Below are 19906 nucleotides of genomic sequence, written 5' to 3' on the forward strand. Positions count from 1 at the left end.
ATCACAATGGATCGGCTTCTTAATGATTTGAATAATTTTACACTGTTCGTTGATCAAACTTAGTGATCTGACGCACCTGATGCACCGATACCTGTCATTGAACGCACGAACTGCGCATCATATTTCGCTTGTTCTTGTTGTGCACGAGCAGACTTATCCGTGATCGAGAAGAACCAACATGCAAAGAATGAGATCAACATCGAGAACAATGCAGGATTACTCATATCAATTGGTGCTTGCTCGCCAAGCTTCAAAGTATCCACCCAAACCGCTTTGGTCAGGAAGATCAAAATCAAAGCACTGATCAAACCAGCCCAACCACCAATGACCGCACCACGAGTCGTTAAACCACGCCAGAACATGGACAAGATCAATACTGGGAAGTTTGCAGATGCAGCAACTGCGAATGCTAAGCCAACCATAAATGCCACGTTTTGTTTCTCAAACATGATACCAAGTAGCATAGCGAAGATCGCCAAGCCAAGCGTTGCCATTTTAGATACTTTGAGCTCTTGTTGCTCTGTCACTTGACCACGTTTGAAAACATTAGCATACAAGTCATGCGATACCGCAGACGCACCTGCCAAAGTCAAACCTGCAACCACCGCAAGGATCGTTGCAAAAGCAACCGCAGAGATAAAGCCTAAGAAGATATTACCGCCGACTGCATGACCCAAATGTACCGCAGCCATGTTACTACCACCGATCAACTGCAAGCTACCTGTGACAGCAGTTTTTGCTTGATCAATATATGCAGGGTTATTCGCAACAAGTAAGATCGCACCGAAACCAATGATAAAGGTCAATAGGTAGAAATAACCGATAAACCCAGTGGCAAATACCACAGATTTACGAGCTTCCTTCGCATCTTTTACAGTAAAGAAACGCATCAAAATATGTGGCAAACCTGCAGTACCAAACATCAATGCTAAACCAAGTGAGATCGCATCAAGTGGTCCTTTGACTAGACCACCAGGCCCCATGATTTGAGTGGCTTCTTCTGTGGTTTTGTTATGCACTTCACCAAACACATTAATGGCTTGGTTAAACATTTCCGCAAAGCTAAAGCCAACATGCTTCATCACCATGAATGCCATGAATGTCGCACCTGAAAGTAACATTACCGCTTTGATAATTTGTACCCAAGTCGTTGCAAGCATACCGCCGAACATCACGTACGCCATCATCAGCAAGCCAACGATGACCACGGCGATGTTATAGTCTAGACCGAATAGTAATTTGATCAACTGACCTGCACCAACCATCTGTGCAATCAAATAGAATGCGACAACAACTAATGAGTTCACCGCTGCCATCGCACGTACTGGTCGCTCTTCCAAACGGAATGATGCGACATCGGAGAAGTTATATTTCCCGAGGTTACGCAGACGCTCCGCAATCAAGAATAGGACGATTGGCCAACCGACCATAAAGCCGAGTGAATAGAGCAAGCCATCATAGCCCGAGCTAAACACCATCGCCGAAATCCCGAGGAAGGATGCCGCCGACATAAAGTCCCCTGCGATCGCCAGACCGTTTTGGAAACCTGTAATCCCACCACCTGCGGTATAGAAATCTTTGGTCGATTGAGTACGTTTTGCCGCCCATTTGGTGATAAATAGTGTCAGACCGACGAACAGCACAAACATGATAATGGCAATCCAGTTGGTCGCCTGTTTTTCAGTTTCACCGACCGTTGGCGCTGCAAATGCGCTCAAGCTGATCATGCTTGCTGATGCTGTGGTGAGCATCATTTTCAAAGTATTATTGACCTTGATCATTATTCAGCTCCTTTGTTTGCGCTGTTTTGTGAAGCTGCATTTTTCTGCGTATGCAAAATTTCATTCACTTCACGAATGGCTTCGCTGTTCAAACGATCAAATGCTTTATTACAGATCACGGAATACACCCAGCACAGTACAAACGATGCGACGATCACACCGATACCGAGCGGAATCCCCCACGTGATCACACCGCTGAATGAGCTATGCAAAAACTCTGGGTTATAAGCGACCAATAAGATAAAACCGAAATAAATCACTAGCATTAAGATGGTCAGCGCCCAACTCAACTTGCGCTGTTTTTGCACCAACTCTTGGAACTTCGGGTTCCTTAAAATTTCCTGTACATGAGCATCATCCATATCTCATTTCTCCTAACGTGTATGACTAAAACTTAGTCAATTTTCCTTCACGGCAAATGCCATTGCTTTTTTTGATGTAAGCCACGTTAGCAACTGCTTAGCAACTGTTCACTTAGACTTTGGTCGAGATTTCAACAATCTACAGGCACGATTTTGTGCAAATTTCAGGTATGATGTAGTGGAATCAAACTCGGCGAAGCACGGATGAATGCAGGATTAATTCTAGGCATATTAGCTATTTACGTACTTATTTTATTTGCGTGTGCTTTTTATGGTGAACGCCATGCCAGTCGATTGAGTCCTCGTGGCAGGATGATTCTCTTTAGTCTAACACTCGGCGTCTATTGTTCATCTTGGACCTTTTATGGTGCAACTGGTGCGGCGGCACGTGATGGTATTATCTATCTGCCAATCTATCTCGGTCCGCTACTCTTTTTGATTTTTGGTTATGATATTTGGCGACGTTTAGGGCGTGTACGCCAGCATCATACCGTGACCTCGATTGCAGACTTTATTGCCGCACGTTATGGCAAGATGGGCTCGCTTGCGACATTGGTGACTTTACTTGCGGTCTTGGCAATTTTGCCTTATTTGGCATTGCAACTGCGTGCTATCGCCATGAGTACCAATATCATTCTTGAGCAACACAGTAGCCCATTTGCTGTGACCAATAGCGTCTTGCTGTTGACTGGTCTGCTTGCCATTCTCGCCATGTTGTTTGGGACAAGGCGCATCGCCAATACCGAACAACACGGCGGTTTAATGCTTGCTGTGGCGTTCGAGTCTTTTGTCAAACTATTTGCGTTGATCGCTGTGGCAGTGTTCTTTTTATTTGCATCAAAAGACAATCTGCATCAAGTCAGTCGTGACGTTGCTGAAACGGTCAATCTTGTACAACAAGTCGGTGTGCCTGATACTTTTTGGATTCAGACGCTACTTGCTGCATTGGCAATGATTTGTCTACCTCGTCAGTTCCACGTCGCTGTGGTTGAGCTGAAAGATGAAAACTATATTAATGGCGCACGACGTTGGTTTGGTGCGTATTTAATTCTCACCATTTTGGCGATTATTCCACTTGCCAGTTGGGCGATTCATGCACCGAGCAATGTACTTACTGTTGCTGATGCTGCTGTGTTAATGCTCCCGATGAGCTATGGTAATGATTGGCTCACTTTACTTGCATTCTTAGGTGGATTTTCTGCATCGACAGGCATGCTACTGGTATCTTCTGTTGCCTTATCGATCATGCTCAGTAACGACTTGATCATGCCTGTGTTATGGCGTTTTAACATCATCTCTCGTCATGATCCACGTATGCCACAGATGTTGAAATTGGTGCGTCGAATTTCCATTCTCGCTGTGATGCTACTCGGTTTTTCTTTTTATCATTTCTTTGCAGATATCAATCAACTCTCTGTGTTTGGCTTGCTTGCCTTTAGTGCGGTGGCGCAATTCGCTCCTGCGTTGATCGGTGGTTTATATTGGCGCAGTGGTAGTAAGCAAGGTGTATATATCGGTTTACTCGTTGGCTTTAGTGTTTGGGTCTATACCCTCCTCTTGCCAACCGTGTTACGCAGTTTACCGACCGAATACCTTGCTTGGGGACAGCATATTCTTGATCATGGTCCTTATCATCAAGCGTGGCTACGACCTGAGGCATTATTTGGTTTTAGCTCACTTGCGCCGCTTACGCATGGCGTGCTGTGGTCTTTGGGTGCAAATATGTTTTGCTACTATAGATTCTCAAGGCGTTATCGTCCAAGTGTGGCAGAGCAAATCCAAGCGGAAAGTTTTTTCTTTTATGATGCCAAACCCTTACCAGCTGTACCCACAGCACTTACGCAAAGCACAGCGGTAGAAACCGTATCGAACCTCAAATACCTCGCCAATGAACAAGTGTCACGCTTAAAAATCGCCGACTTAATCGCACTCTGCTCTCGTATCGCAGGAGAGCGAAGCACTAAGGATGCCTTTAAGCAATTCGCACGTCAGCAAATGCTTTACCTCGATCCACAACAACTTGCCAATGGCATATGGTGGCGATTTAGCGAGCAGTTTTTAGCCAGTGCGATTGGCGCAGCATCAGCACGCACCCTGTTGACCACAGCACTGGTGGATAATGGCTTAGCACTTGGACAAGTGGCGAATATTCTTGACCAAGCTTCACAATGGCAACGCTTTAACCAAAATCTGATCATGACCATGATCGACCATATGACGCAAGGGGTGAGCGTGGTCGATGCCAATATGTGCCTCGTGGCATGGAATAGCCAATATCTGACGTTGTTTGATTATCCTAAAGAGCTGGTCTACGTCGGTTGCCCTGTTGCCGATCTGATTCGATACAATGCAGAACGTGGCGAATGTGGTCCAGGAGAAGTTGAAGAACACGTCAATAAACGGATCAACTGGATGAAACAAGGCAGTGCCCACGAATTTGAACGGATTCGTGAAGATGGTCGTGTGATTCAGATGCGAGGTAATCCGATCGAAGGCGGTGGCTTTGTCACCACCTATGCAGACATTACCGCTTTCCGTGAAAATGAAGCCATCCTTGAAGCACGTGTCAGTGAACGTACTGCACAGCTTGAACACGCCTTAGATGAACAACATCTCGCGCTACAACAAGCCGACCAAGCCAATAAATCAAAAAGTCGCTTCCTCGCAGCGGCAAGTCACGACCTCTTGCAACCGATGCACGCCGCACGACTATTTAGTGCCTCATTAGAACAAAGTGCTTTTCACACCGATGATCAAAAAACCTTAGAGCAACTCGATCGTGCCTTGTTTGGTGCAGAAAGTATGCTCTCTGCATTACTTGATATTGCTAAACTCGAAGGGGGTTCAATCAAACCAAATCGACGTGCTTATAATCTGCAAGATTTACTCAGCGATTTGCGATTACAGTTCAGTGCGATCGCAGAACAACGTCAGATTGAGCTTCACATTCATGATACGCACTTTTGGATTGATACCGATCCGCAGTGGATACGTCGTATATTGCAGAACTTTGTCAGCAATGCTTTGCGCTATACCGCTTCAGGGCGTATAGTGGTCGGTGTATTACGCAGTGCCAATCAAGATGGTCATATTCGAATCGGGGTTTGGGATACAGGACTTGGGATTCCTGAAGCACAACAACACAAATTGTTTAAAGAATTCGAACGTGGTGGACACGAGTCACCGTGGGGTGAGCAAGGCTTGGGGCTAGGACTTGCCATCGTCGAGCGTATGACCAATCAACTGCGCTATCTAGTACAAGTCAACTCTCAAGTCGGTAAAGGCTCAAGCTTTATTTTAGAAGTACCGACGGTGGTGGCACCTGCGATACAACAAGCAACGCCTAACAACTTCACCGCACCACAAAAATCTTTAAATATCTTATGCTTGGACAATGATCCAACCATCTTAGACGGTATGCAAAACTTACTGCAAAAATGGGGCTATCAAGTCTATACCGCATTAGATACCACCCAAGCTTTAGACGTGCTCAACACCCATGAAATCCATGTATGGCTAATTGATCAACACCTCAATGATGAACAATATGGACTCGACTTTATCCAAAACCATCAGCAAAAGCATATCCCAACGGCACTGATCACCGCAGATAGTGACCCTGATCTACCTGAAAAACTTAAAGCAATGAACATTGCCTTACTGAAAAAGCCACTAAAACCTGCTGCACTTCGAGCGTTCTTATCAAGTATTAAACTGCAAAATCCATAAATCATAGATAAAAGTGCTGAATAATGACATTTTTGCTCAGCACTTCTGTCGATCCAATCAACAAATCAGTGATTTGAGCAATTTTTTAAGCTTAGATATGGCAAAAGTGCTTCTTTACTTAAGTGAACAATTGTACACTTTCTTACAATTACACTAAGTTCATGATTTCAATATATTAAAATACTCGAAAATACGTAGTTCATACTTTAGTCCAATATTATTGACTTTTTGCAAATACAACAATTAATGCAACAAGATTCTCCTGCCAAAAGGAACAATATCATGTATATCCAATCGAATCACCGTCCAGAAGCAATGCAAAGCCTACAACGCCAATATGCAGAAAATGCAATCTTGCCGTCGATCGACTGGCAAAGCCTATCTGCACAGCAACAGCTTACGCCTGCGCAGATCACGGCATTAGACACGATTTATCAAAGTGCGATTCCACTTGCACTCACCGTCTTTAAACGGCTGAATTTTGATGTGTTTGCGCCTGCTGCGTTTCATCCACAAGGTTTGGGCTTATTTGATCAGTTGGCAAAACAAGAAGAACGCTTTATCGACATTCTTAACAACGCTGCAGAAGACCTTGATCACGATACACGTCATCAGATTTGGAGCATGTTGCTTCGTGGTGGTGCGGTGCTTGTGTTTAAAGTATGGCTAGGGTTGGTCAAAACTGGTCAGCTTGGCATCGACCTTGTACAGTTCGATGAGCTATCTGACTTGCTTTGGATCAAAACCAAACCTGATACCCTTGCCAAAGCACTGCGTGTCGATAGCGAGTCTAAGAATGAACATTTATTCTTGATCTATGAAGACAGCGTGTATTTGGATCGCTTCAACTGCTTAGAAACGGCTCTGCTATTTAGTCAGCTTGGTGTCTATGATCCTGTGTTCCTGAGCATGCAAGATGAGCAAGTGGCACAATTCTTTATTGAAAAAGGCTTGGTGACTGAAGCGCAAATCGACGAACTGGAATGTGCAATGAATCCGCTAAACTGTGCTGATCAACGTGCAAAACAAGACTATCTTGTGTAAAAGCCATTTCATTAAAATTCGTTGCGGGGATTGCGGACGAAGTCACCAACCTCATAAAAACGAAGCTGTCTCAAAATTATATAACCCCTTGCGGACTGTACTCCTCATCCCCCTTCACAGGGGGAAGACCACTTAATAAAATAAAATGGTTAGAATTCCTCCCCTTTTAAGGGGAGGTTAGGTGGGGTTGACAATTGGATTTTGAGACAGCCTCGTTTTTTAATACGGGAATAAAGCTTATAAACAACTGAATTTGCTAACTTAAATTCATCAGTTAGTCGTGACAGTAAAAAAATACGAAGAATATTTTTAGAACTTCGGCTCTTCGATGGTCAATGCCCCAATCGCTAAAACCGCTTGCGTACGATTTTGTACGCCAAGCTTACGGAAGATCGCCGTGACATGCGCCTTAATCGTCGCTTCTGATACATCTAGCTCATAAGCAATTTGCTTATTCAACAAACCTTCCGCCACCATCATCAAAACACGGAACTGCTGTGGCGTCAGCGACTGAATCTTGTCAGCGAGCTCTGTTTCACTGGCAGCACGTGGGTCATTCGGATGATGCGCCAAGTTTGGTGGCAACCAAATATCACCTTCTAAAACTGCTTTGATCGCTTCGCCAATATTGGCAGGTGGCGCAGATTTTGGGATATAACCCATCGCCCCATGCGCAATCGAACGCTGAATAATATTGGCTTCTTCATGTGCCGATACGACGATGATCGGAATCGTAGGAAACTGCGAACGCACATGCACCAAAGCAGAAAACCCAGATGCACCCGGCAAATGTAAATCGAGCAACATCAAATCAGGCTCTGCGCCTGTTTCTAGGCGTTGGTACAACTCGGCAACCGATGCCGTTTCACTAATCGAAGCTTGTGGCAGACTATATCGAACCGCTTGGATCAAAGCATGTCGAAATAAGGGATGATCATCAACAATGAGAATGTTCATAGAAAAATTTGGTTCCATCCAAAGAGCTGACGACAAAAGGGTATTTGTCGTTCACCATAAAATACAATAAAAAGAATTGTTTCCGCTAGTTCTACCTACAATTATTTACATTGCTTGGTATGGTAAGGCTTGCTCAAAGTATTATTTATCGTTGCGTGTGTCGCTTCAATGCGACGATGGTTTGCCATAGCAAACTTGCACAGATCACATAAAAAATCAGGCTAATAAACTCTAAATCCTTTACTAAAAGTTTGTTAAATGGAATCGCATTTTTAAAGAAATCATTGAAAAAGTCATTAATCCAAGCAATCAAGCCATGAACCTTTGGAAAATGTTCAATGAGTAAATTTGTAGCCCATTGTGCTGTAATGAGCGCATACACTGCCCATGACACAAAAAGCCAAAAAATAGGTAACAAGTAGCTTTGCCCAAAATTTGAAGAATACTTATTGAGCCAAAAAATGATTTTTTCTTGGCTAATCGGTTTGTCTTTTAAGCTCTGTTGATACTTATCCATTTCTTTTTCATAGAAACGGTTGGCTTCGATGTGATTACCAATTTTATCGAAAGAATGTTTGATGATGCGGTAGGTTTCACGGTTGGTATTGTCAGATAAAAGTTGAATATTTAAAAAGTTCGGTGCTTCTTTGAGATTGGTATCTTCTAAATTTAAGCCTTGATGAAATATCGTATTTCGAATATTCGCAAAGCTTAAAAAAGTGACGTATTCGAATTGAGCTACACCATTCTCATCTCCTACTTTGCCAAATTCACATCGTTCAAATCCTGCAAAATCACTAAAAATGGTTGTGGCAGCAAAAAACTTTCCAAAGCTCGTTCCATAGACATCAAATGATGATTTAAACTCAGAATCAATAAACTTGGCTTCCGCAATATTACATTTCTGCATTTCCACTTTAAATAAAAATATAGATTTTTCAATATGTAATAAATTCGTTTTTAAATCACTTAACAAAAATTCACTTTCAAAATTGCATCTCAGTATTTGTAGTTCAGGTATTTCAACAACTATATTTTCTGTATTTTTAAATACTGATTTCATAATACTAAGATTACTTAGTGTGAGCTTTTTTTTAAACAAACAATCATGAAATAAAGAGTTTTGTAAAACTCTGTCTTCATCAGGCTCAAATAAAGCATCCACATCTTCATTAAATACACAAGCTTGATAGAGAACACTATTTATATTTCCAAGTAATTTAGTTGGTGTAATATCCCAATATTTAAAAAATTCGCAATCTTGAAAAAACAACTCTACCTGTGGCGTATCAATCGAATGTCCAGAAAATTTACAGTAATTAAAATGAATCCCCTGAAATTTTCTTAATAATTTCAAATAGTCAAAATGGTCTCTATCGTCTCTACATGGGAAAAAGATGTGTGTAAAAACAATTATTTCTGATTTAAAAAATCCAGCCCCCCGTTGAACATGATTTTCTAAATAATTTTTTGCCGTAACCGCATCCAAATCAAGCGATTGTTTTTTATATATATTTTCAAATATAAAATTAATAATATAGTCAATCAATTCCTTATAAAAATTTGATAACACTCCATCCTTCCAATCAGAAGAGTAATCTTTCTTTTCACAATGCAAAACGCACTCTTGCCGATTCTTAAAAACAACTCTTTCACAATCTTCAAAACTACAAATCTGACTCAAGTCATTATCCTTTTTAGTCCAAGCAGTGCATTAACATCATTGATTTTTCTACTATATCCTTAAATTTTTCAAATTTAAACCATTCATTTCCCAAAGAAAAACCCCACAGACCCAATCCGAATCTGTGAGGTTTATTTTGCTTAAAATTGCTTAGGTTTTAGAGGCTAAAGCCTGCTCTGATTTGCTATTCATCCACCGATAGAACACTGGCAACACCACCAAAGTCAGTAATGTCGAGGAAATAATTCCACCGATCACCACCGTTGCCAATGGTCGCTGTACTTCAGCACCTGTACCAGTGGCAATCGCCATCGGAATAAAGCCAAACGACGCCACACATGCCGTCATCAATACAGGACGTAAGCGCAGGATTGCCCCTTGCCACGTCGCCTCAACGATCGACATGCCTTGCTCTCGAAGCTCCCGCATAAAGCTGAGCATCACCAAACCGTTGAGCACTGCCACACCTGACAAGGCGATAAAGCCAACACCTGCCGACATAGACAGCGGAATATCACGAAGCCACAGCGCCACAACGCCACCAGTCAAGGCAAACGGTACGCCCATAAAGACCAATAGGCTTTGTTTGACATTGGAGAATACCGCCATGAGCAAAACAAAGATCAAGATCAATGCCAATGGAATCACGATCTGCATTCGAGCTTTTGCCGAAGCGAGATTTTCAAACTGACCGCCGTACTCAAGCCAATAGCCTGACGGCAACTCTTGCTTGGATAGCGTACTTTGAATCTCTGCCACGAATGAACCGAGATCACGCCCTTCAACATTGGCAGTCACCACGATGCGACGTTTACCATTTTCACGGCTGACTTGATTGATACCCATGATGTTTTCAACCTCTGCCACATCTTGCAGTTGGATCAAACCACCATTTGGCAATGCAATTGGGAGTTGTGCCAATTGCGCCACAGTACGCTGTGCATCATCAAGACGCACCACGAGGTCAAAACGGCGATCGCCTTGCAGCATTTGCCCGACATTTTCACCGCCAATACTTGCCGATACGATGTCTTGAATATCACGACTGGACAGTCCATATTGCCCTGCGAGATCACGATTCACTGCCACATTGAGCAGTGGTAAGCCTGATGTTTGCTCGACATTGACTGCTGATGCGCCTGAGATTTGCTTGATTTTTTCAGCGATTTTTTCTGCCTCTGCACCAAGCACTTCCATGTCATCGCCAAATAGTTTGACCCCAATATCGCTACGCACACCTGAGATTAACTCGTTAAAGCGTAGCTCAATTGGCTGTGAAAATTCACTGTTATTCCCAGGTAAAGTCGCCAAGAAAGCCTGCATGCGATTACGCAAATCATCGAGGCTTTGTTTAGGATTTTCCCATTCTGATTTTGGCTTGAGGATAATAAAACCATCGGAAATATTCGGTGGCATGACATCGGTGGCGACTTCTGCCGTCCCTGTGCGAGAGAATACCGCTTTGATTTCAGGGAATTCTTTCAGGAGCAACTTTTCAGTATTTTCCTGCATGATCAAGGACTGATCTAAACCTGTACTTGGCGCACGCAGTTGTTGAACTGCAAAGTCGCCCTCTTGCAACTGCGGTGCAAATTCACTGCCCATTTGGCTAAACAGCACTGCGGTAAAAACCAGTACACAGCTCACGGTCGCCACGACGAAATATTTAAATTGATACGCCCAGTCCAAAACAGCGAGATAACGCTGTTTCAACCACGCCATCCAACGACTTTCTTTTTCCTTGACTTCACCTTTGACGAATAACGCCACCGCCGCAGGAACAAAAGTCACCGACAAAATCATCGCACCAAGTAGCGCAAGCACCACGGTAAATGCCATCGGGTGGAACAGTTTGGCTTCCACACCTGTCAAAGCGAAGATCGGCAAGTACACCACCATGATAATGGTCTGTCCAAAAATGAGCGGACGACGAGCTTGCTTGGCAGCGAGGAAGACTTCTTTAAAGCGTTCTTGTCGTGTCAGGATTCTGCCAAGATGCTTTTGCTGTTCTGCGAGTCGTCGGATACAGTTTTCCACGATCACCACCGCACCATCGACGATAATCCCGAAATCCAGTGCGCCCAAACTCATTAAGTTGGCACTGACTTTTTGCTCTGCCATGCCTGTTAAGGTAAATAGCATCGACAGTGGAATCACACAAGCAGTGATCAATGCCGCACGGACGTTCCCAAGAAAAACAAACAGAATCACGATAACTAAGATCGCCCCTTCGACAAGGTTTTTCTGCACGGTTTTAATGGCTTTTTCCACCAGTGTGGTACGGTTATAGACCGTTTCGATCTTCACGCCTTTGGGTAAAGACTGCTGTATTTCTTTGACTTTTTGATCGAGATCAATGGCGACGCTACGACTATTTTCACCCATCATCATCATTGCCACACCCAACACGGTTTCTTCACCGTTGTAGGTTGCAGCACCTGTACGCAGATCATGACCGATCGACACCGAGGCGATGTCAGCTACTCGAATCGGCACACCCGAACGCTCACTCACGACCACATTGGCAATATCCTCGACCGAACCTAATACACCCGGTACACGCACGGTAATTTGCTGACCATTTTCCTCGATAAAGCCTGCACCACGATTTTCATTATTGTCTGACAACGCAGTTTGCAAATCGTCAAGACTGATTTGCAGTTGTTGCATGGTATTAAAATCTGGCGACACTACGTAGGTCTTATTAAAACCACCGATGCTGTTGATCTCCGCCACACCTTCAACACGTTGTAGCTGTGGACGTACTACCCAATCTTGCAACTCTCGTAAATCCATCGCCGTGTAAGGTGTGCCATCCTCTTTTTTCGCATTAGGCTCTGCGAGTAACACCCATTGATAAATCTCACCCAATCCTGTGGAGATCGGTGACATTTTGGTTTCGACTTGCTCAGGCAAATCGCCTTGCGCCTCTTGTAGCCGTTGGTTGATCTGCTGTCTTGCCCAATAAATATCCGTACCGTCTTCAAAGACAATGGTGACTTGCGACAAACCATAACGTGAAATCGAGCGGGTATATTCCAGCTTTGGCATACCTGCCATTGCGGTTTCGATCGGATAGGTGACCCGTTGCTCCATCTCCAATGCCGTAAAGCCATTGGCTTGGCTATTAACCTGCACTTGGGTATTGGTAATGTCAGGTACAGCATCGATCGGGAGTTTTTGATAGCTCCATACCCCGACCACGATCCACACTACGATAAAGAGCATTACCCAAATGGCATTATTGATGGAAAATTGAATCAGCCGATCAAACCAACCGTCTACAGGTAAATGATCGTCATTGGCAGTTTTATTTTCGGAATTAGGATTAGTGTCCATGTGCCGCCTCTCCTTTTTCCAATTCAGATTTCAGCAAGAAGCTACCTTGACTGGCATAGCTTTGATTTGCTGTTAATCCTTTACGGACTTCAACCCATTGTTGATCGCTTGACTGCTGTACTGTAGATAAGCTCCCTAAGTCTATCTCTTGTGGATAAAATTCCACATTATCCCCATGCTGTGTCGCTACAAACACCACATTTTTACCATCAATCTGTTGCACCGCTTGCTTCTGTACACGTAGCACTTGTTTGCTCGATGACGTCGGCAGATTCACACTGACTTTCAGATTTGGACGCAGTGCCATATCTTTGGACAACACCACCGCACGAACCTGTAGGCGACCTGTGGCTTGATCAGCTTGACTGGCAAGTGTCTGCACTCGTGCTTGATACGTCTGACCATTTTGTAATACGGTAAATTCAATCTGCTGATTTGGCGCAAGTTGAATATTCTGCTGTGATGGTAAAACAAACTCAAGCCAAAGCTGACTCAGCTCATCAATCACGAAGAGTTGATCTGCAAGTTGCACATACTCACCAACCATAATGTCTTTATTCGAGATCACCCCAGACATTGGTGCGGTCAAGGTATAGCGACCATTCGAGCTTTTTGCACCGCCCAACGCCTGTATCTGATTTTGTGCGACTTTAAGTTCGATCTGCGCTTTACGATAAGCATTTTCGGCACGTTGATAGTCTTGCTTTGCCGATACACCTTGCGACCACAGTTGTTTTTCACGGTTATATTCCTGCTGAGCGAGTTGCAGATTGCTTTGTGCCAGTTGCACATTGGACTGTTGTCCAACCAAATCAGGTGACACAATGGTGGCTAAACGCTGACCTCTGGCCACACGTTGTCCAAGATTGGCAGACACCGACTCGACACGCCCTGAAAACATCGAGGATACATGTGCTTGCTGATCGGTATTGGCAACGAGCATTGCAGGCACTGCTGTGGTTTGACTTACCATACCTAGACTTGTTTTTGCAATGCTTACGCCTTGCTGTTTCAGTTGTTCCGTCGTGAGCTCAATCGCACCTTCGGTATGTCCTGCTCCTGTAGCTGATTCCTCAGCATGCGCCTCTTCTGCACCTTGACCGTGACTGTCTTCTGAGGCGGTGTCAGGTTTTGAAAATAACAAGAATGCGCTAATCGCAGCCACGGTTAAGCCGATCACCAATACAATGAGTAGCGCTTGAGAGGCTTTGCCAAACTGCGATGTTTTTGCTGTCATGTTTAAATTTTTCATTTGAATATCCATTGTTATTCTCCCGCCCCAATGCCTTCATTATTTTGAATCGCTTGCCAAAAGGTTTGATTCATCGTGTACATCGCATCCGCTTGTGTCACCTCATCGGCTTCAAAGCCCTGACTGATACTTTGTAGCTCGATAAAGCGCTGCCATGCTTGACGCAGTAGCTCGATTTTTTGCAAACGTGTTTGTTGCAACTGTTGCGTGGCTTGCTGTACGTCAGTGACGGAGAATTTTCCTGCTCGAAATCCAAGCATGACTTTCTGTTGCACTTGCTCTGCCAAAGGCACTTGTACTTGATCGACCTGCTGAAACTGTTTGTAAAGTCCATTGAGTTGATCAAGCAAGGTCTGGAGTTTCAACTCAGTTTGCTCGATCTGATAACGTTGCTGCTGTTCAAGACTAGTTTGCTTTGCCTGCACCATCGCTGACTTATACTGATTACGATTAAATATATTCAGCGGAATTTCCACGCCGACGTTGAGTCGAGTATTGCTCTCTTGCTCAGGCGATTTGTTTTGGGTCATACCCAATAGCAAAGTCGGCTGAGGACGAGCTTCAGATTTGAGCATTGCAAGCTCGGCATAGCTTTGCTTGCTTTGTAGTTGCAGATTTTGCATCAGCCAATTGTTTTTCGACTGTGCTAAGACTTGATCTTTCGACCATTTTGGGAAGATATTTTCCACGGCTAATGCAGAAGCATTCATGGTATTTTGAGTTAAAGATCGCTCACCCCAAAGTGCCGATAAATTCTGCTTGGCTGCCTGCAACTGCTGTGTGACTTGCACCGCTAGACGTGCATCAGACAGCACATTCATTTTGATGCGATCGACATCGACTTGTGCAATTGCACCTGCTTGGTAGCGTTTTTGTGTGGCATCTAAGATTTGCTGACTCGTTGAAAGTTGTTGCTCGGTCAGCTGATGTTCTAATTCGGCAATCACCGTTTCTGACCAGAGATGACTGACGATCAATTCCAGTTTGGCACGATAGATCTTTTCATTCAGTTCGATTTGCGCATTGGACAGTTTGGCAAGATCACGCCTTGCCTGACGCACGCCAAATATATCTAAAGGCTGTGCAATACCAATACTCAGTTCACGTTCTTGATCATTAGCAAAACCCGTTTGTTCAATGCTTAAACTTGGATTTTGCCACAGTTGGCTCTGTGCAAGATTGGCTTGACCAATCTGTTGCTGTGTTTGCCATAACCCTGTTTGCAACTGATATTGTAGTGTTTGATCTATTGCCTGACTCAGACTATGAGTCTGTGCATTTTGATTTGAAATTGAAGCCTGAATGGATTGATTCTTCGTCGAATCGCTTGGCATCTCTGTATTGTCTGCATAAGTATTTGATGCACAGATTACAGCCATAGCCATGCACAATGCCTTGAAAGCATAGGTTCGACTTTGATCTTTGAAAACTTTCATATGTATTCCCACAATTTTTTAATACGAAACTGCTTTTAACTTGGTTAAAAACGTCGTGGTGGGAATGTTGAGGCTACCCCACCTATAGCGGGGATGAAAGCGGTGGTAGCGTGATCGAACCTAGATCTGGAGATTGATATAGATTGTTCCAAACAAACTGTGGTGTACGGCTCATCTGAAACGCATTCGACTGCACAATCTCTGCAAGTGTGTCTTGGATCAACAGATGACCCATAGATGGCAAATGATCATGATGATCTTGGGAAAGGTTCAGCTGATTTTCGCTGAGCTGATTTTCACTGAACTTGTTTTGCGTATCATTGCTCTGCTTGACTTGATCATGCGAATGGCTTTGATCTGTATGACTTAGACATTTCTCTAAGACTTGATGATGCCCAAAATGCGTTTTATGAACTTGTGACAAATCGACACTTTCATGCTGACAAAACGCTGCCGCCACATTCCAAGCACTTTGGAATATGAACAAACTCATCATGATCAAGATCAGTGGCAGTTTTTTCATGTCAAATTTTTCATATCGTCGGTGAAATTCAGCGCAAAGATTCGCAATATGTGAAAAAAGTATACTGCCTAGATTGTAAACAAGATTAGGAAATGTGCAAAACTAATCTGTGCTTTTTTCACTGATTTGCAAAAACTACTTCCATTTTACCGTTTGGATTTCAATTTTTTGGGCTGATTTCCCATCACTTGGATCGTTCTCGGTATCACAACCACACCCGCCACCACAGCCAACGGGCGCTTTGGGTGCAAGCCATTTTGCCAAGGTAGACCAACCTTGTTTTTGACACATATTGGACAATGTCGAAAATGTTTTCTTTGCCGTATTTGAAAAAACTTTCTTAAATACGACCAACACACTCCACAATACCAGTAGCGTAATAATCAGCATCTCAATCATGATTTTTCTCCCATGACCATTCTCCAAACAGAGTTAAGGTAAATCGTACTGTGAAAGTTTTCACTTACAATTAACCTAAATTAAAAACACGCACGGCGATTTGATAAACAAAGAACGACATCAAATATGCCAAGCCGAATAAATACACGGTCATGATCGCCACATTGCGCCATGAGCCTGTTTCACGACGTACCGTTGCTAAGGTCGCTAGACAATGTGGTGCATAGACGAACCACGCTAGCAACGCCAATCCCGTTGCCAACGACCAGCCTGAGCCATCCGCACTAATCAACTGTGCCAAACTCTCCGCCTGTGCATCTTCATCACCTGAAAGTGCATACACCGTACCGAGTGCCGCCACTGCAACCTCACGTGCCGCCATCGCAGGAATCAAGGCAATACAAATCTGCCAATTAAAACCAATCGGCGCAAAGAACGGTTGCATCCAATGTCCAAGCATCCCTGCAAAACTATAATCAATCGCAGACATGGTCGCATCGGCAGGCGGTTGTGGGAAAGTACACAAAAACCACAGCAAAATCGACAAGGCAAAAATGATCCCACCAACACGCTTTAAGAAAATCATGCCGCGCTCATAGACACCGATTAGGATATTTTTCCAATCAGGAATACGATAGCTCGGTAGCTCAAGCATTAAGGCATGCTCAGACTTATCTCGGCGGAACAACTTGACGATATAACTGACAATCAACGCACTGACAATACCTGCCATATACAGACCAAACAGCACTAAACCTTGTAAATTGAAAATCCCTGCCACCATCTGCTGTGGAATAAATGCAGCGATCAACAAGGCATAGACAGGCAAACGTGCCGAACAGGTCATCAGTGGCGCCACCAAAATCGTGGTAAAACGATCTCGTGGATCACTAATGGTACGTGTCGCCATAATCCCAGGAATCGCACAAGCAAAGCTTGATAACAATGGAATAAAGGCACGACCGCTTAAACCTGCTTTAAACATCAACTTGTCTAGCAGAAATGCAGCACGTGGCAAATAACCCGATTCTTCTAAAATCAAAATAAAGAAGAACAAAATCAAAATCTGTGGCAAGAATACGACCACGCCACCTGCACCGCCGATAATCCCATCAACCACCAAACTTTGTAATAATGGATGCGAAATATTTGCACCAATCACTTCGCCAAGCCAACCAAAGAAGGTTTCAATGGCATCCATAAATGGAGCTGCCCAAGCAAAAACCGCTTGGAAAACCACAAACATCAGCACTGCAAGACTGAGCAAACCCAACACAGGATGTAAAAACAATTTATCTAAGAATGTGGTACGACTATCTTCTTGTACAGCAGAAGTCACGGTCACGCCAAGTAGCTCATCAATCGAATCGTGAATGCTCGACTGTACTTGATAGGTCGGGACTTCAAAGTCACTTTTATCTAAAGAATTTAACAAGTTTTGTACGCCACCTGTGCGTACAGCAACCGTTTCAACCACACTGACACCAAGCTTTTCAGACAGTGCTTGAGCGTTAATCTGCATGCCACGACGACGAGCTTCATCCATCATATTCAAGACGATCAACATTGGGCGTTGTAATGCCACGACTTCTAAGAGTAGATTCAAATGAAGCTTTAAGTTGGTCACATCAATGACGACTAACAATGCATCTTGCTCAGCTTCACTTTTCAGCACACCTTGACAAACATCACGAGTGATCGCCTCATCTGGACTGGTCGCTTCCAAGCTATACGCACCCGGCAAATCCAAAACCCGCACATTACGACCCGACGGTAGACTAAAATGCCCTTCTTTACGTTCAACGGTCACACCTGCGTAGTTGGCGACTTTCTGACGTGTGCCTGTCAGTTGGTTAAAGAGTGAGGTTTTGCCACAGTTTGGGTTGCCGACTAAGGCGACACGTAGCATGTCATTCATGGTTTGTTCGCTCATGCTCGTGTTCCTTAAACTAATTCCACTTCGATACGTTCTGCTTCATTACTGCGCAGTGCAAATCGAGTAAACCCGATTTTGATCAGCAATGGTTCTCCACCAAAAATACCTCGAGCCAGCACCTCAACTTTTTCGCCTGTAACAAAGCCCAAACTGGTTAAACGTATTGCGATCGCATCTTTTTTTTCAGCAACCTCTTCAACCAAGTGATGATGCACTTGGGTAATTCGAGCAATTTGATTGGATTTGAGTTGAGATAAACGCACGGCACAGCCTTTTGGATGAATGTAAAATGTTAATCACACAGTATAAATATAAATGAGAATTTTTTCCATTACAGCTTAAGGAAGAATGCTTGCTTTTTTGCACAATTTTGATGCACTTTGTTTTTATTCAATGTGAAAAGCGATTTTTAAATTTTGAATTGCGCTAACTCTGACTTTCTCTTAACCTGTTTTTTTGAGTGAACACTTTTTACATCGCTCAATTCTTCATACGCTTCATTTTTCCGATTGAACACTATTTTATGCTGAATCATTTATGCTGAATGCCAAAAAAGTCCGCACACCTACACCTGTCAGCATTCCGTCAGAGTTTAGCTATTTACAGGGTTTTCGTGATTATTTGATCAGCCATAGCAGTAGTGTACATACTCGTAATGCTTATTTATCTGATCTGATTCTCTGTGCAAAATGTAGTGACGTGGCAATTCCTGATTGGAGCGCAGAACACGTTCAAGCCGTTTTATTAAAATTGACCGAACAAGCCAAAAACCCTCGTTCGATTGCACGTGCCATGTCCGCATTACGACAGTTTTTTAAATTTTTACGTGAAACTGGTATTCGCCAAGACGATCCTTTGGCTGAGCAAAAAACACCACGTCAAGGGCGACCATTACCAAAAAATTTATCTAATATTGAGGTCGAACAGCTCATTGATGCACCTGACACTTCAATGGCTTTAGGACTGCGTGATCGTACCATGCTTGAAGTGTTGTATGCCTGTGGGCTTCGGGTCAGCGAACTGATTGGCTTACAAACACAAATGCTCAATCTCGAGCAAGGCTTTGTCCGTATCAAAGGCAAAGGCAACAAAGAGCGCCTTGTACCACTTGGCGAAATTGCCATAGATTGGATCAAAAAATATCTACAAAGTGCACGACCTGAACTCTACAAACATTCAACCGATGCACTCTTTCTCACCCAACATGGCGGTGTGATGTCACGCCAAAACTTTTGGTATGCGATCAAACGCTACGCTCTGCAAGCCAATATCCAACAGGACATTTCACCGCACGTTTTACGCCATGCTTTTGCGACGCACTTGCTCAATCATGGTGCAGATTTACGTGTGGTGCAGATGCTACTCGGTCATGCCAATTTATCCACCACGCAGATTTATACCCACGTTGCGCAAGCACGTATGCAACAACTGCACAAACAACATCACCCTCGGGGCTAATTTATT

General features: G+C 43.7%; 14 protein-coding genes. 3 read left to right on the forward strand and 11 right to left on the reverse strand.

Translation table 11 applies throughout. The features are described from left to right. Nucleotides 1-59: 59 nt before the first annotated feature. Both ACE3PQ_RS05060 and ACE3PQ_RS05065 read right to left on the reverse strand, forming a co-directional pair. Nucleotides 60-1754 carry a cation acetate symporter gene (locus ACE3PQ_RS05060; protein WP_374295828.1) on the reverse strand — a complete coding sequence of 565 codons (1695 nt, stop codon included), beginning with the start codon at nt 1752-1754 and terminating at the stop codon, nt 60-62. 26 nt (nt 1755-1780) lie between these two features. Next, a complete protein-coding gene (locus ACE3PQ_RS05065) occupies nt 1781-2143 on the reverse strand; it encodes a DUF485 domain-containing protein (protein WP_374295769.1) in 363 nt (120 codons plus the stop codon). A 204-nt stretch (nt 2144-2347) separates the two neighbouring features. Here ACE3PQ_RS05065 and ACE3PQ_RS05070 point away from each other — a divergent pair, with 204 nt between their 5' ends. Both ACE3PQ_RS05070 and ACE3PQ_RS05075 read left to right on the forward strand, forming a co-directional pair. After that, nucleotides 2348-5872 (forward strand): PAS-domain containing protein, encoded by a 3525-nt coding sequence (locus ACE3PQ_RS05070; protein WP_374295772.1) that lies wholly within the window; start codon nt 2348-2350, stop codon nt 5870-5872. A gap of 282 nt (nt 5873-6154) precedes the next feature. Next, entirely contained in the window at nt 6155-6916 is a 762-nt protein-coding gene (locus ACE3PQ_RS05075; protein WP_374295774.1) for a hypothetical protein, read from the forward strand. A gap of 309 nt (nt 6917-7225) precedes the next feature. On the opposite strand, the gene ACE3PQ_RS05080 is transcribed toward ACE3PQ_RS05075, so the two are convergent. The 9 genes from ACE3PQ_RS05080 to ACE3PQ_RS05120 all read right to left on the reverse strand — a co-directional run bounded on the left by ACE3PQ_RS05080 (nt 7226) and on the right by ACE3PQ_RS05120 (nt 18705). Further along, entirely contained in the window at nt 7226-7873 is a 648-nt protein-coding gene (locus ACE3PQ_RS05080; RefSeq protein ID WP_374295775.1) for a response regulator, read from the reverse strand. 145 nt (nt 7874-8018) lie between these two features. Beyond that, nucleotides 8019-9557 (reverse strand): hypothetical protein, encoded by a 1539-nt coding sequence (locus ACE3PQ_RS05085; RefSeq protein ID WP_374295777.1) that lies wholly within the window; start codon nt 9555-9557, stop codon nt 8019-8021. A gap of 150 nt (nt 9558-9707) precedes the next feature. After that, nucleotides 9708-12896 (reverse strand): efflux RND transporter permease subunit, encoded by a 3189-nt coding sequence (locus tag ACE3PQ_RS05090; protein WP_374295779.1) that lies wholly within the window; start codon nt 12894-12896, stop codon nt 9708-9710. Further along, entirely contained in the window at nt 12886-14148 is a 1263-nt protein-coding gene (locus ACE3PQ_RS05095) for an efflux RND transporter periplasmic adaptor subunit (RefSeq protein WP_374295781.1), read from the reverse strand. The genes ACE3PQ_RS05090 and ACE3PQ_RS05095 overlap by 11 nt, the downstream gene beginning before the upstream one ends. Before the next feature lie 14 nt (nt 14149-14162). Further along, complete coding sequence (locus ACE3PQ_RS05100; RefSeq protein ID WP_374295782.1) at nt 14163-15533, reverse strand: TolC family protein; 1371 nt, start codon at nt 15531-15533, stop codon at nt 14163-14165. Between the two features lie 133 nt (nt 15534-15666). After that, a complete protein-coding gene (locus ACE3PQ_RS05105) occupies nt 15667-16107 on the reverse strand; it encodes a cation efflux protein, CzcI-like (protein ID WP_374295784.1) in 441 nt (146 codons plus the stop codon). 135 nt (nt 16108-16242) lie between these two features. Continuing rightward, nucleotides 16243-16506 carry a DUF6587 family protein gene (locus ACE3PQ_RS05110; RefSeq protein ID WP_374295785.1) on the reverse strand — a complete coding sequence of 88 codons (264 nt, stop codon included), beginning with the start codon at nt 16504-16506 and terminating at the stop codon, nt 16243-16245. 70 nt (nt 16507-16576) lie between these two features. Then, complete coding sequence (locus tag ACE3PQ_RS05115; RefSeq protein ID WP_374295830.1) at nt 16577-18424, reverse strand: ferrous iron transporter B; 1848 nt, start codon at nt 18422-18424, stop codon at nt 16577-16579. A gap of 26 nt (nt 18425-18450) precedes the next feature. Further along, nucleotides 18451-18705, reverse strand: a complete 255-nt coding sequence (locus tag ACE3PQ_RS05120; RefSeq protein ID WP_374295786.1) for a ferrous iron transport protein A — start codon at nt 18703-18705, stop codon at nt 18451-18453. A 274-nt stretch (nt 18706-18979) separates the two neighbouring features. Between ACE3PQ_RS05120 and xerD the strand changes: the two genes are divergently transcribed. Continuing rightward, on the forward strand, nt 18980-19900 hold the full coding sequence (gene xerD, locus ACE3PQ_RS05125; protein WP_374295788.1) for a site-specific tyrosine recombinase XerD: 921 nt from the start codon (nt 18980-18982) through the stop codon (nt 19898-19900). Nucleotides 19901-19906: the final 6 nt, after the last annotated feature.

Origin of the sequence: Acinetobacter sp. (assembly GCF_041911495.1) — a bacterium.
In the GTDB taxonomy this organism is placed as follows: Bacteria; Pseudomonadota; Gammaproteobacteria; order Pseudomonadales; family Moraxellaceae; genus Acinetobacter.

Excerpts from the sequence above, each read along its gene's own strand:
- ACE3PQ_RS05060 (WP_374295828.1), bottom strand. The coding sequence starts at position 1,754 with ATGATGCTCACCACAGCATCAGCAAGCATGATCAGCTTGAGCGCATTT.
- ACE3PQ_RS05065 (WP_374295769.1), bottom strand. The coding sequence starts at position 2,143 with ATGGATGATGCTCATGTACAGGAAATTTTAAGGAACCCGAAGTTCCAA.
- ACE3PQ_RS05070 (WP_374295772.1), top strand. The coding sequence starts at position 2,348 with ATGAATGCAGGATTAATTCTAGGCATATTAGCTATTTACGTACTTATT.
- ACE3PQ_RS05075 (WP_374295774.1), top strand. The coding sequence starts at position 6,155 with ATGTATATCCAATCGAATCACCGTCCAGAAGCAATGCAAAGCCTACAA.
- ACE3PQ_RS05080 (WP_374295775.1), bottom strand. The coding sequence starts at position 7,873 with ATGAACATTCTCATTGTTGATGATCATCCCTTATTTCGACATGCTTTG.
- ACE3PQ_RS05090 (WP_374295779.1), bottom strand. The coding sequence starts at position 12,896 with ATGGACACTAATCCTAATTCCGAAAATAAAACTGCCAATGACGATCAT.
- ACE3PQ_RS05095 (WP_374295781.1), bottom strand. The coding sequence starts at position 14,148 with ATGAAAAATTTAAACATGACAGCAAAAACATCGCAGTTTGGCAAAGCC.
- ACE3PQ_RS05100 (WP_374295782.1), bottom strand. The coding sequence starts at position 15,533 with ATGGCTATGGCTGTAATCTGTGCATCAAATACTTATGCAGACAATACA.
- ACE3PQ_RS05105 (WP_374295784.1), bottom strand. The coding sequence starts at position 16,107 with ATGAAAAAACTGCCACTGATCTTGATCATGATGAGTTTGTTCATATTC.
- ACE3PQ_RS05110 (WP_374295785.1), bottom strand. The coding sequence starts at position 16,506 with ATGATTGAGATGCTGATTATTACGCTACTGGTATTGTGGAGTGTGTTG.
- ACE3PQ_RS05115 (WP_374295830.1), bottom strand. The coding sequence starts at position 18,424 with ATGAATGACATGCTACGTGTCGCCTTAGTCGGCAACCCAAACTGTGGC.
- xerD (WP_374295788.1), top strand. The coding sequence starts at position 18,980 with ATGCTGAATGCCAAAAAAGTCCGCACACCTACACCTGTCAGCATTCCG.